Source organism: Pseudoalteromonas sp. SG43-6 (assembly GCF_014164365.1).
Lineage (GTDB): Bacteria > Pseudomonadota > Gammaproteobacteria > Enterobacterales > Alteromonadaceae > Pseudoalteromonas > Pseudoalteromonas rhizosphaerae.
The window spans coordinates 13885-27255 of sequence record NZ_JACJEZ010000018.1; the positions used below are offsets into that span (position 1 = coordinate 13885).

At 40.5% G+C, this 13371-nt stretch carries 11 protein-coding genes; 9 read left to right on the forward strand and 2 right to left on the reverse strand.

The genetic code is table 11. The features are described 5' to 3' along the window. Window positions 1–71 precede the first annotated feature (71 nt). The 6 genes from purE to H5201_RS09425 all read left to right on the forward strand — a co-directional run bounded on the left by purE (window position 72) and on the right by H5201_RS09425 (window position 6689). On the forward strand, window positions 72–554 hold the full coding sequence (gene purE / locus H5201_RS09400; protein WP_145233343.1) for a 5-(carboxyamino)imidazole ribonucleotide mutase: 483 nt from the start codon (window positions 72–74) through the stop codon (window positions 552–554). Window position 555: 1 nt separating this feature from the next. Next, window positions 556–1704: a 5-(carboxyamino)imidazole ribonucleotide synthase gene (locus tag H5201_RS09405; protein ID WP_182767442.1), complete on the forward strand. Its 1149-nt coding sequence runs from the start codon at window positions 556–558 to the stop codon at window positions 1702–1704. Between the two features lie 47 nt (window positions 1705–1751). After that, entirely contained in the window at window positions 1752–1976 is a 225-nt protein-coding gene (locus H5201_RS09410; protein ID WP_145233348.1) for a DUF2798 domain-containing protein, read from the forward strand. Between the two features lie 13 nt (window positions 1977–1989). After that, window positions 1990–2925, forward strand: coding sequence for a putative sulfate exporter family transporter (locus H5201_RS09415; RefSeq protein ID WP_220497158.1), 936 nt, complete (start codon window positions 1990–1992; stop codon window positions 2923–2925). Beyond that, window positions 2922–4091, forward strand: coding sequence for an endonuclease/exonuclease/phosphatase family protein (locus H5201_RS09420; protein ID WP_182784372.1), 1170 nt, complete (start codon window positions 2922–2924; stop codon window positions 4089–4091). Before H5201_RS09415 ends, H5201_RS09420 begins: the two co-directional genes overlap by 4 nt. Before the next feature lie 105 nt (window positions 4092–4196). Further along, the gene (locus H5201_RS09425; RefSeq protein WP_182784374.1) at window positions 4197–6689 is read left to right on the forward strand and encodes a prolyl oligopeptidase family serine peptidase; all 2493 of its coding nucleotides are present in this window, start codon (window positions 4197–4199) and stop codon (window positions 6687–6689) included. A 27-nt stretch (window positions 6690–6716) separates the two neighbouring features. Here H5201_RS09425 and rrtA read toward each other — a convergent pair whose 3' ends face one another. Next, window positions 6717–7304, reverse strand: coding sequence for a rhombosortase (gene rrtA, locus H5201_RS09430; protein WP_182761833.1), 588 nt, complete (start codon window positions 7302–7304; stop codon window positions 6717–6719). Between the two features lie 88 nt (window positions 7305–7392). Between rrtA and ggt the strand changes: the two genes are divergently transcribed. The 3 genes from ggt (at window position 7393) to H5201_RS09445 (ending at window position 11879) form a co-directional block, all read left to right on the forward strand. Then, a complete protein-coding gene (ggt, locus tag H5201_RS09435; protein ID WP_182784376.1) occupies window positions 7393–9186 on the forward strand; it encodes a gamma-glutamyltransferase in 1794 nt (597 codons plus the stop codon). A 161-nt stretch (window positions 9187–9347) separates the two neighbouring features. Beyond that, window positions 9348–11042: an NAD-dependent malic enzyme gene (locus H5201_RS09440; protein WP_182718850.1), complete on the forward strand. Its 1695-nt coding sequence runs from the start codon at window positions 9348–9350 to the stop codon at window positions 11040–11042. A gap of 126 nt (window positions 11043–11168) precedes the next feature. Next, a complete protein-coding gene (locus tag H5201_RS09445) occupies window positions 11169–11879 on the forward strand; it encodes an SIMPL domain-containing protein (protein WP_182740524.1) in 711 nt (236 codons plus the stop codon). Window positions 11880–11887: 8 nt separating this feature from the next. Here H5201_RS09445 and H5201_RS09450 read toward each other — a convergent pair whose 3' ends face one another. Continuing rightward, the gene (locus tag H5201_RS09450) at window positions 11888–13237 is read right to left on the reverse strand and encodes a DUF2254 domain-containing protein (RefSeq protein ID WP_182740523.1); all 1350 of its coding nucleotides are present in this window, start codon (window positions 13235–13237) and stop codon (window positions 11888–11890) included. Between the last annotated feature and the right edge of the window lie 134 nt (window positions 13238–13371).

Consider the following 13371-nt stretch of genomic DNA (forward strand, 5'->3'; position numbering starts at 1 on the left):
GTGTATAATGACCGCCTTTAATGCGGACATAAGTCCGCTATAGGTATTAAAACCATTACTGAGGAGTATTTATGACTGTTGGCATTATTATGGGTTCCAAGTCAGATTGGCCAACTATGGAACATGCGGCGATCATGCTAGATAAATTTGGCATCGCTTACGAAACTAAAGTTGTATCGGCTCATCGTACTCCTCAACTACTCGCTGATTACGCAAGTTCAGCAGCAGAACGTGGTATTAAAGTAATTATTGCCGGTGCCGGTGGTGCAGCGCATTTACCAGGTATGGCCGCTGCTTTCACATCGTTACCAGTATTAGGTGTGCCGGTTAAGTCTAAAACGTTAAATGGCATTGATTCATTGCTGTCGATTTGCCAAATGCCAAAAGGTGTTGCGGTAGGTACATTAGCAATTGGTGAAGCTGGTGCTGCAAATGCAGGATTATTAGCTGCACAGATTTTAGGTTGTCAGCAACCGGAGATATTTGCCAAAGTTGAAGCGTTCCGTAAAGAACAAACCGAAACTATTTTAGCTAACCCAAATCCAGCAGAGTAATATGACTATTTTAATTTTAGGAGCCGGCCAATTAGCACGTATGATGTGTTTAGCTGGTGCGCCATTGAATTTAAATGTGGTTGCGTATGATGTTGGTAGTAAAAAAATTGTTCACCCATTAACTGGGCAAATCTATACTACAACGTTAGAGCAAGCCATTGTAGATGCTCATGCGATCACTGCTGAGTTTGAGCATATTCCTGATGATGTGCTAACGCTATGCTGTGCAAGCAAAAAGTTTTATCCGGGTAAAGCCGCGATTAAAACGGGTGGCGATCGCGCCCTAGAAAAAGCATTACTAAGTAAAACCGCGGTTAAGTGCGCACCATATCAGTTAATCACTGAAAAAGCCCATTTAGAACAAGCCGTTGCTAGCTTGGGTAAGCCATTAGTGATCAAAACCTGTCAAGCCGGTTACGATGGAAAAGGCCAGTGGCGTTTAAAATCAGATGATCAAATTGAGCAGATATGGTCACAAATGGCTGATTTTATTGCCTCCGGTACTGAATCCGCGCCACACACTATTATTGCCGAACAAATGATCCCATTTGATCGTGAAGTATCAATCATAGGTGTTCGCGATAAAAGAGGTAATACCGCTATTTACCCACTTACTGAAAACCAGCATACCAATGGTGTTTTAACCTTATCTATCGCCGGTAAAGAAAAATCTGTGATTCAACAACAAGCTGAAGATGCATTTAATAAATTGGCTAATGAGCTTGATTACGTTGGTGTATTGGCGATTGAGTTTTTCGATGTGGCAGGGCAGTTATTGGTCAATGAAATTGCTCCTCGGGTTCATAATTCTGGTCATTGGACCCAACAAGGCGCGCATTGCAGTCAATTTGAAAATCATATGCGTGCAGTCTCTGGGCTGCCATTAGGTAGCACACAATTACAGCGTGTTACGGCAATGGTGAATGTGCTCGGACAAGCCGCGATTCCTCAGCAAGTACTAAGCATTGCTGAGGTTACGAGTCATTGGTATGGTAAAACAGCAAAGCCTGGTCGTAAAATGGGCCATATTAATGTATCTGCTGCGAACCTTCATGAGTTAGGTGAACGCTTAGCACAATTGTCGGAGTATCTTCCGGAGGAAGATTATCCCGGCGTATTAGCGGCCAGCACCGCGTTGATTTTAAATTAACTAAAAAAGCCGAGTTTATCTCGGCTTTTTACTTGAGGAATGGTTTTATGATTAGCGCTAAATACAGAACCGTGGTATTCGCTTTTTTCATGGCATTATTTATGTCTGGTTTTATGTCATTGGTAATTTCAATTTTTAATGTTGGTTTAATTGATAACATAGTTTCTATTTGGTTAGCGGCGTGGGCTTTTGCATTTTGTGTCGCATTTCCTACCGTAATTCTTGTAGCGCCAGTTGTGCATAAGCTCACTACAAAGATTGTGCGCTCGTAACGAAGGGATTATTTTGTCTGTGTCTGATCGGATTAAAAAGCCTCTATACCTGCTTTGTTTTGTCCTGTGTATCACCCCTTTGATTGGTGGTGGTAGTGCCCTAATTTGTGGCGCGATGTTTGCAATTTTGCTCGGTAATCCATTTGCAGAGCTATCCCAAAAGGCAAGTAAATGGATGCTCAAAGCCGCGGTGGTTGGCTTAGGTTTTGCTGTTGATTTTAATCAGGTGATTGAAGTTGGTCGCAGTTCGCTGGTACTGACCATAGTCAGTATTACAGCGATCATTGGTCTTGGTGAAATTTTAACGCAAGTCTTTAAATTAAATCGTAACACAGGTGTATTAATATCATTCGGTACGGCTATTTGTGGAGGCAGTGCGATTGCAGCAATGGCGCCGGTAATTAAAGCTAAAGATCACGAAGTAGCGGTTGCACTTGGTGTAGTGTTTTTATTAAACGGTGTCGGTTTGCTACTATTTCCAACCATTGGTCATTACTTTAGTTTAAGCCAACACCAATTTGGTTTATGGGCAGCGTTAGCTATTCATGATACCAGCAGTGTAGTAGGGGCGTCAGCAGCTTATGGAGCTGTGGCACTAAGTATTGCTACAACAGTTAAGCTCACACGTGCGATGTGGATCATTCCCTACACTACGATTGCAGGTGTCTTTTGGCGCTCAGAAGAAAAGGCCAGCATTCCTTTATTTATTGTTGGTTTTTTAGCTGCTGCATTGATCAATACGTATTTGCCTCAATTTACAGATCTCTGGCAGCTGATCTACACCGTAGCAAAGCAACTATTGGTAATGACTTTATTCTTAATTGGCAGTGGCTTATCACTGGCTGTATTAAAACAAGCAGGACTAAAGCCCTTTATAATGGCAATTATTTTATGGATAGTCGTAAGTAGTGTCATTTTGTTATTAATTTTAGATGGATATATCGTATGAAGAAGCAGTTTTCTATCGCCACATTAGCGTGCCTATTAATCAGTGGTTTTTCTAACTCAGCATTGGCCGCGTCATCTTTACGTGTAGCCACGTTTAATGTGAGCATGGATGCAACAAATTATGCTGAAAATGATAAACCCCTTGATGCCAAAGGTTTGGTAAATGCATTACAAAGTGATCATCCACAAATCAAAAATATTGCCGAGATAATTCAACGTATTCGCCCTGACATTTTATTATTAAATGAATTTGATTATGTCAGCAAAGCGCAAGGCATTGATTATTTTAAAACGCACTACCTTGCTAAAAGCCAAAATAAACAGCCCGCTATAGATTATCCGTACAGCTATGTTGGCCCAGTAAACACAGGTTTGAAAACGCCATTTGATCTAGATAATGACGGCCAAGCAACTGGTATTAAAGGGGATGCATTTGGTTTTGGCTTTTTTGAAGGCCATTATGGCATGGCCGTCTTATCTCGCTACCCAATTGATTTTGATAAAATTCGTACCTTACAAACCTTTAAATACAAAGATATGCCAAATGCTAAAATGCCAATTGATCCAACTACAGGTGAAAATTGGTATAACAACGAAGAATGGCAAGCTTTGAGACTCAGTTCAAAATCGTTTTGGGATATTCCGGTTACTGTAAAAGGTAAAACGCTGCACGTTATTGCATCGCACCCAACGCCTCCTGTATTTGATGGTGCTGAAGATAGAAACGGCTTACGTAATCATGATGAAGTACGTTTGATTAAAGATTATATCGCCAGCGCAGATTACCTCTATGACGATCATGGTGTCAAAGGCGGGTTAGCTGAAAAATCACGATTTGTTATAGTCGGAGATTTAAATGCGGCTCCTGAAGGAGATAAAAAACGCCCAGATACAACGGATCAACTTTTAAAAAATTCATTAATAAACAGCAAATTTACACCAACCAGTAAGGGCGCTAAAACCAGCTACAGTGAAAAGTATGCTGCGGCTTACACTGCAAACTGGCAAGCTCGTGCAGATTATGTTTTGCCTTCAAGTTATGGCATTGAAGTCCATGATGGTGGGGTATTTTGGCCAACTAAAAGTAGCGAGTTGTACCGGTTAATTAAAGATCGTAATGCATCGTCAGATCATCGCATGGTGTGGTTAGATATTTCTATAAAGTAACTTGGTTATTAAACAGCAAAGTTTGGCTGTTTGTCTGAAATAATTGCTATTACATAGGTGCTTCTGCTTAAATTGGGGGAATTACAATAACCTTACAGAAGCCCTATGATTTTTAAATCTTCTACTCAAAAAACCTTAATTGCACTTGCCGTCGCGTCCAGCGTTATGTTGTCCGGTTGTCAATCAACCGCATCTACCCCTACAGAGCAACCACAATCAACTGTTGCCAGCGTTGTTGTAACGCCTGCTGATACAGGCAGCAGCGCAATCACACTTGAGCAAGCAATGGCTCATCCTGATTGGTTAGGCCGCCAAGCAGAGCGTGCGTTTTGGGCTACTGATTCAAAAACAGTTGTCTATGCGCAAAAACAACAAGGTAATGAGCTTCGAGACTTATTTACACAAGCTGTTGATAGCCAAGCTGCAAGCCAAGTAGCGTTAAATAAGTTGCATACATTAGGGGCTGGTGATGCTGTTTATTCAGCGGATCGTTCACAGCAAGCTTATGTGTTTGAAGGTAATGTATTTGTAAAGAACATCAATACAGGTGCAATTACACAAATTACTCACGACAGTGCTAAACAATCTAAACCGCAATTTTTAACTGATGGTAATTTAGCTTATCGTCAAGGAAACACTTTTTATAAAGTAGATCTGGCAACGGGACTGCAAGCTGAGCTTGTAAATCTTCATTTGAGCGATGCACCAAAAGGAGTTACAGAGCCTGAAACTTACATCGCTAAAGAACAGCATAAACTGATTGATTACATTGCGCTGACCCATAAAAATAAAAAAGATAAACAAGCGCGCAAAGAGCAACTCAACCAGCAAAATAGTTCAATTGCCAATGCTCAGTTTTACTTAGGTAAAGGCAATGAGTTAGCCGATGTGCAGTTATCACCAAATGGTAAAGCCTTAATTGCTGTTGTCACAGAAGCCAGACCTTGGCGAGATGAAGCCGACATCATGCCAAACTATATTGCTGATGATGCACGGGTAAAAGCTGAAAAAGTACGTCGTCGTGTTGCTGATGAAAAACCACAAACCTCGAAAGTTATCTACATAGATTTAACTGAGCAAACGCAAACAGCACTCGCATTTGATACCTTACCTGGTTTTGATGAAGACGTGCTAGCTTCAGTTAAAAAAGAAAACTATGCCCGTGACGGCAAAACATATGAATCTAAAAAAGAACTTCGTGCTATCAACCTAATGATGGATTGGGGATGGGATCAAAGTGCTATCGTCTGGAACAAAGCCGGCACGCAAGTCGCGATTATGCTTGAAGCATGGGATAACAAAGACCGTTGGTTAGCTACTGTTGATGCTGAAAATTCAAAACTTGTTTCACAACACCGTTTACACGATGATGCATGGGTTAACTATGCTTATAACGATTTTGGCTGGTTAAATAATTCAGATACCTTGTATTATTTATCTGAAGAAACTGGCTATAGCCACCTATATAAAAAACCACTCAATGGTAAAGCAACACAACTTACCAAAGGCCAGTTTGTCGTATCGAACCTCACACTAACAGATGACGACAGTGCAATTTATTACAAAGCCAATGTTGAGCATCCTGGTCTATATGAAATCTACCGCGTTGATCCACAAACGGCAAAATCAGAGCAAGTAACCAACTTAGACGGTATGACCGACTATAAATTAAGCCCTGATCAAAGCAAATTATTGTTAACACATTCCAAAATCATGGCTCCACCAGAGTTATATGTTGCTGATGCAAAAGCGAATACAACTGCAACGCAGCTAACTCATACAGTATCGAGTGAATTTTTAGCAAAACAATTAATTGCGCCTAAAATTGTTGCGGTACCGTCAAGTCATACCGAACAACCGGTATACGCTAAAGTATATTACCCAGCAGACTATGTAGAAGGTGAGAGCGGCAAAAACCGCAAAGCGATCATTTTTAACCATGGCGCAGGTTATCTACAAAACTCACACATGGGTTGGTCAGGTTACTTCCGCGAATTTATGTTTCATTCATTACTAGCCTCTGAAGGTTATGTAGTGATGGACATGGATTATCGCGCATCAAAAGGTTATGGACGTGATTGGCGTACGGCGATTTACCGTCAAATGGGTACCCCAGAAATTGAAGACTTAGCCGATGGTGTTAAATGGATGGCTGAAAATGCTAATGTTGATACCGGTGCTGTGGGTACATATGGCGGCTCTTATGGTGGCTTTATGACCTTTATGGCGTTATTTACTCAGCCTGATTTATTTCAAGCAGGGGCTGCGCTTCGTCCAGTTACCGATTGGGCACACTATAATGGTCCATACACATCAAACATTTTAAATCACCCAGATGTTGATCCAATTGCGTATGAAAAAAGTTCGCCTATATATTATGCGCAGGGACTTAAAAACCGCTTATTGATCAACGCCCCTATGGTTGATAATAATGTGTTTTTCCAAGACTCAGTACGCTTAGTACAGCGTTTAATTGAGCTTGAAAAAGAAAACTTTGAAACGGCTATATTTCCAGTCGAACCACATGGTTTTGTACAGCCTTCTAGTTGGTTAGATGAATACCGTCGTATTCATAAACTATTTAAAGAAAGTTTATAAGCACTAAATTTTTAGACAACGCCAAGCTTATGCTTGGCGTTTTTTTATATAATTTATCAGCAGTGGCGTTGCGAGTACTATTCCGCCAATTGCACCTATTAAGTGAGCATCAACAGCAACCCGAGAGGCAATTAATTTACTCACTTCAGCACTGGGGCCATGAAATTGTTCATAAGTAATTTTAAGCCAAATACCGATAAACAATAAACCGCCGCTTTTCATGCCAACTTCAATATCTTTGATTGCCCCCCATACAATGACACCATGCAGTAGTGCACTCAATCCGGTGTAAATGTGAATGTCAGGACAAAAAAAGTAAACCCCAATACCGCACCAAGCAGCCAAAAATAAGGTGTGCAATGCATATTGCGTCGGTTTTGTATGCTCAGCATGTAACGCCCATATCAGTACGATACCGGCACAATTTAATGCTAAGTGCGCCCAGTTAGCATGCACATATTGGCTCGTGATCAAACGCCAAACTTGGCCTTGGTCAATGAGCTGGCGATTAAACTCTAAAACATCATTTAAATTAAACGCTGCAAATAGGGCGCTTAATGCCATTAAACACAGCGGGGGTAAAATATATCGGGGTTGAAGTGGTAAATTGACCATTTTATTCTTATTTTTACAGCAAAATTTTGCATATTGTGCCCGTTTAACTTTAAGATGCCAAACATCTCAATGCAATTAAGGTCTTTTTATGTTTTTACCTTTTAAAACCAGCGTCGTCTTTAGTTTAACTCTTTTTACTTTACCGGTTTTAGCCACTCAAACACCACGGGAAGTACGCGAGCCAGAAGCCGCCACTGGCCATCAACTTAAGCAACATGTCACCGGTCAGCAGTATATGGTTGCTGCGGCAAACCCCTATGCTGCTAAAGCTGGACAAACCATACTCGCTAAGGGCGGCAGTGCTGTTGATGCTGCCATTGCAACACAATTAGTGCTGACTTTGGTCGAGCCGCAATCATCCGGGATCGGTGGTGGTACTTTTATGCTGCATTTTGACAAAGGTCATAATAAGCTAACCAGCTTTGATGGCCGCGAAACAGCGCCAAGTAATGCTGACGAAACATTGTTTTTAGATGAAAAAGGTAACGCGGCACCTTGGATTGAAGCAGTGGTTGGCGGCCGTTCAGTGGGTGTACCTGGTTTATTGCATGCCTTCGCTAAAGCGCATCAACAATATGGCAAACTTGCATGGGCAGAGCTGTTTAAACCGGCCATAGAACTTGCTGAACAAGGATTTGTAGTATCGCCGCGTTTACATGCTTTATTAGCCAAACAAATAAATCCTGGGGTGACAACACTTCCAGTGATCCGTGATTATTTTTTTCCAGATGGTAAACCGCTTGCTGTTGGCACTGTTAAAACAAACCAACCACTTGCTGAAGTTTACAAAAAAATCGCCAGTAAAGGCATTGATGCTTTTTATAAAGGCGATAACGCTAAGCAAATGGTTGCTGCGGTCACTCATTCTATTGTTGCGCCAGGTACTTTAGCATTAACCGATCTAGCTAATTATCAAAGTAAACAACGTGATGCAGTTTGCACCCCATACCACAGTTATAAAGTATGTTCCATGGCACCACCGAGCAGTGGCGGAGTCGCGGTGTTACAAATTCTCGCTTTGCTTGAAGATAAGAACATGGGTCAATTTAAAGCTAATTCGGCACAAGCCCTGCATTATTTTAGCCAAGCATCGCGACTCGCTTTTGCGGATCGTAATGTGTATATGGGCGACCCTGATTTTGCAGATATTCCTACTAATGAGCTACTCGATAAACGCTATATCGAGCAACGAACAAAATTAATAAGTGAGCGAGATGAAAAAGCCTATGCAGGGCAGCCTCGTCCATTACTAAGTTACGCACAAGATGATGCGTATGAATTGCCATCTACTACCCATGTATCTATTGTTGACAGTGAAGGGAACGCGGTATCAATGACCAGCTCAATAGAAATGGCGTTTGGTTCAACGGTTATGGTGAACGGTTATATATTAAACAACCAATTAACCGACTTTGCTTTGTCGCCGCGCAAAAACGGCAAATTATTAGCCAACCGCGTTGAAGCAGGTAAACGCCCGCGCAGCTCAATGTCACCGGTGATGGTGTTTAATAACGATGGCAGTTTACGCTTAGTGGTCGGCTCACCTGGCGGTAGCCGAATTATCGACTATGTCGCGCAAGTGGTTATTGGCGTATTAGATTGGCAACTAACTGCTCAACAAGCCATTGACTTGCCAAGAATTACTAATCGTAATAATAATTACACTAGTATTGAAAAAGGCACCGCTATCGAGGCAATTATTCCTGATTTACAAAAGCGGGGTCATACAGTAAAAGTCGTCGATTTAAACTCTGGCTTGCATGCGGTTGAAGTCGTTAATGGCACTTTATTTGGTGCCGCAGATCCTCGCCGCGAAGGGATCGCTTTAAGTGAGCAAAGTATTGTTCTTAAAGAGCACGAAATGCCAGTGAATAAGCCTTAATTGACATCGTGATTTAATGTACAATCTACTTTTACGTGTGTGTTAAGCACACACGCCTTATTTTCTCCTAATGGTCTGACAAGATTGAATATCATTGCTTTTTAATATTCAACAGTAATAATGACAGATCGTAACTTAAAGACTTCGTTAAGCTTGGACTTATGACTACAAATACTGACCCAAATTATCTTTATATTCATCACTCAGGCCCTGGTCTGATCGAAACGCCACTCTTAAATAAAGGCAGTGCATTTACTCAAAAAGAGCGTGAAAGTTTCAACCTTGCGGGATTACTGCCTCCACGCTATGAAACGATTGAAGAGCAGGTTGAACGTTGTTATCAACAATATTCAAGTTTTAAAGACAACCTAAATAAACACATTTATTTACGCGCCATCCAAGATAACAACGAAACACTTTACTACCGTTTAGTGCGTGACCATCTTGAAGAAATGTTGCCTATTATTTACACCCCAACCGTGGGTGATGCCTGTGAAAAATTCTCAGATATTTATCGTAGCGCGCGCGGTTTATTTATCTCTTATGAAGATCGTTATCAAATCGATGATATTTTACGTAATGCGACCAAAGGCAAAGTAAAAGTTATCGTTGTTACCGATGGTGAACGTATTCTTGGTTTAGGCGACCAAGGTATTGGTGGCATGGGTATTCCAATTGGTAAACTATCACTTTATACCGCCTGTGGTGGTATAAGCCCAGCCTATACGCTACCGGTTATGCTTGATGTAGGAACGAATAACGAAAAGTTATTAAACGATCCTATGTATATGGGTGCTCGCCATAAACGTATTGCACAAGATGAATACGATGAATTTTTAGATCTATTTATTAAAGCCGTTAAGCGTCGTTGGCCAAATGTGTTATTACAATTTGAAGACTTTGCACAGCCTAATGCGATGCCTTTATTAAAACGCTACCGTGATGAAATTTGCAGTTTTAATGATGATATTCAAGGCACAGCAGCGGTTACAGTTGGTTCGTTGCTTGCTGCATGTCGTGTGAAGAATGAACAATTATCAGAACAAAAAGTAGTGTTTGTAGGCGCAGGCTCCGCAGGTTGTGGTATTGCCGAGCAAATCATTACGCAAATGGTGTCGGAAGGTATTTCTGACGAACAAGCTCGCAGCCAAGTTTTCATGGTTGATCGTTTTGGTTTGTTAACTCAAGGTATGGAAGGACTGCGCGACTTCCAGCAAGCACTTGCTCAACCTACAGATAAATTAGCTGATTGGACATACAGCGGTGAATACGCATCATTGCTAGATGTGATGCACTGCACAGCTCCTGATATTCTCATTGGTGTATCAGGGCAACCTGGTTTATTTACTGAGCAAGTTATTCGCGCCATGCATAATGGATGCGAACAGCCCGTTATTTTCCCGTTAAGTAATCCATCTAAGCAAGTTGAAGCACTGCCGGAAGATGTGATCAATTGGACACAAGGCAAAGCGATTGTTGCAACTGGCAGCCCATTTGCACCGGTTGTTTATGACGGTGAAACATTTGTAATCCCACAATGTAATAACAGCTATATTTTCCCTGGTATTGGTTTAGGTGTCATTGCGGCGAAGGCCACCCGTATTACTGATGCAATGCTCATGGTGTCGAGTGAAATATTGGCAGAATCATCACCTCGAGCTAATACCGGTAAAGGGAGTTTATTACCTGCACTAACAGAAATTGAAACACTGAGTAAACGCATTGCTTTTGGGGTGGCTAAAAAAGCCATCGAAGAGGGGGCTGCACTTGAGATCAGCGATGATATGTTATGGGCGGCAATTGACAGAAATTACTGGTTACCAAAATACCGTAATTACAAACGTTGTAGTATCTAAGTGATCACTGCTGATTAACTAGTAAATTATCTAGAAACAGGCTTCGGCCTGTTTTTTTATGCTTGTTCATTTTAAATTAACCGCGTACGGTATCTAATAACGTTATTAAAACTATTAAGGATATGTATGCGTTATTTACCATTGTTAGCCGCGACTCTAAGTTTCAATGTATTTGCAGCCAGTACACCAGATGCCCCACACATTTATATTCAAGGCCAAGCGCAAATCTCCACTATTGCCGATAATGTAAAGTTAGGCGTTGCAATTGTTGAAGTTGATAAGGACTTGATGAGCGCTAAACAAAAAGCTGATCAAACTATGGCTAAAGCGATTAAATTAGCAAAGCAGCAGGGGATTGATGAAAAAAGTATTTATGGTTCACAAATCTCAATTAACCGAGAAAATCAATACAACCGTGAAACAGGTAAACAAGACTTTATTGGTTACCGAGTTAGTCGCACACTTTCACTCACACTGACGGATGTAACAAAATATCCATTACTGCTGCAAAGTTTAGTGAACGCAGGCATTAATGAAATAAATCAAACTGAGTTCACATCGAGTCGTTACGAGTCATTGCAAAAGAAAGTGCAAAAAATGGCAATTGCAGATGCAAAATCAGCGGCAAAAGAATTTGCAGCTGAATACGACGTAGAACTCAAAGGTTTGTATAGTGCTTCAAATGCCCCTATGAACGTATCAGCTCAACCTTACATGCGTGCTGAAAAAACCATGCTGTCAGACAGTAATTCAGGCAATTTCGTACCTGATGCCTATCATGCTGGCGAAATCACAATTTCAGCAGACAGTTATGCAATTTATTTAATTAAAAATTAACACTCAACTCATTGGTGGCGAAATTTCGCCACCAATTTATCTCCCATTTCAGGGGAGATCCTCGCGATAGCATTAAGCATATTAATTATTTGGTCGCGATCATACTGATTACTAATATTCTCATTTACATCATCGATAATAGCATCTAAATAAGTAAATAGACTCTGCGCTGCTTTACTGTTCTGGTGGGTTCTGAACAAAATGTTTTTGAACGCTTCGAGTACATTATTCATCACATAACCATCACTTTTTGCATAGTTGCGGATTGGCGTGAAGTTATCATGCAATAATTCATCAAATGATGTTTCATGGAAATATAACAGTGGCTGTTTATCATCACTATGTTTTAAAGAGTAATTAACGTTATATATGCTTAATCGATCAATGAGTAAAATACTGAGCATATCGATCGCCTTTACCGCAGTACCAGGATCGTTAATACCCGGGCTCATCGCTTTCACTGCAATCTCTGAAATCTGTGTCATTCCAAACCTATAATTGTCACTTACATATTCTTCGATATAAAAAATAAAGCAATTAAGTAGATCTTCAAGGAGTTGCACGTTATCAGATAAATCATGATTACATTTTAAAAACGGATAGCCTTCAACAGTAAAAAAACCCTGCTTAACTACAACATAAATTTTTATATCATGTTGTTGGCAAAGGGCACATAGTTTATCGCTATTCACGCCTTTAAAGTAACCTTCTGTTTTACTTGAAATACTCGACCAATCGTCAAAGTTAGGAAATACATCGATAGGGTTATCTTTTTGCATGCTAATAATCGATTTCAATTCATTTTTAGTATTCTTATATAAGTCGTTTAATACGTTATCGACTTGAATAGCCCTTGAAATTGAATGGATGAAAAATACAAAAAAGCCTAACGATATCAGGCCAAAAACAAGTGAAAAAAGTATGCCCAATGAAGGAATTCCTATTTCACCATTATCCATAGTACGGATGTTGATCAGCATAACGATTGAAAAAATAATACTGCCGAGATAAAAACCCAAAACAAGTTGATGTGATTTACGCGTTATAAGCCCCGGTAATACTCTTGGTGATAGACTTGCGCTGGCACTATTTAGTACCACCATAACCATAGAAAAACTAAAAACAGTTAGCGAAATAATACTACCCGTTAATGTACTTAGAATCGTTCGTGCATTTTCTTCGCTATCAACCAATAGTACCTCAAGCAGCGACTTAAGCTCCATAACAAAAGAGGTGTACTCTGTTGTGGTAACAAGTACTGCAAACAATAAAAATATCACCGATAATAACGATGGATAGAAACCAATACTACTGACTAATTCTCGGTAATTATCGGCAAATTTTCGCGGAGTAAACATATATGAACCCTAAGATGACTTAGTTGTTGCACCAACAACAGCTAGTTTATGCAGTAAGCTTAACAACAAACTTTGTTGCAGGTCTAATTATTAATAGTAACAGTGCCAATAGGAACGTATTTTTTGTCCGCTGC

What these genes read in the sequence shown, in the direction of transcription:
- H5201_RS09445 (WP_182740524.1), top strand. Translation starts at nt 11,169, where the DNA reads ATGCGTTATTTACCATTGTTAGCCGCGACTCTAAGTTTCAATGTATTT.
- ggt (WP_182784376.1), top strand. Translation starts at nt 7,393, where the DNA reads ATGTTTTTACCTTTTAAAACCAGCGTCGTCTTTAGTTTAACTCTTTTT.
- rrtA (WP_182761833.1), bottom strand. Translation starts at nt 7,304, where the DNA reads ATGGTCAATTTACCACTTCAACCCCGATATATTTTACCCCCGCTGTGT.
- H5201_RS09450 (WP_182740523.1), bottom strand. Translation starts at nt 13,237, where the DNA reads ATGTTTACTCCGCGAAAATTTGCCGATAATTACCGAGAATTAGTCAGT.
- H5201_RS09410 (WP_145233348.1), top strand. Translation starts at nt 1,752, where the DNA reads ATGATTAGCGCTAAATACAGAACCGTGGTATTCGCTTTTTTCATGGCA.
- H5201_RS09440 (WP_182718850.1), top strand. Translation starts at nt 9,348, where the DNA reads ATGACTACAAATACTGACCCAAATTATCTTTATATTCATCACTCAGGC.
- H5201_RS09425 (WP_182784374.1), top strand. Translation starts at nt 4,197, where the DNA reads ATGATTTTTAAATCTTCTACTCAAAAAACCTTAATTGCACTTGCCGTC.
- purE (WP_145233343.1), top strand. Translation starts at nt 72, where the DNA reads ATGACTGTTGGCATTATTATGGGTTCCAAGTCAGATTGGCCAACTATG.
- H5201_RS09420 (WP_182784372.1), top strand. Translation starts at nt 2,922, where the DNA reads ATGAAGAAGCAGTTTTCTATCGCCACATTAGCGTGCCTATTAATCAGT.
- H5201_RS09405 (WP_182767442.1), top strand. Translation starts at nt 556, where the DNA reads ATGACTATTTTAATTTTAGGAGCCGGCCAATTAGCACGTATGATGTGT.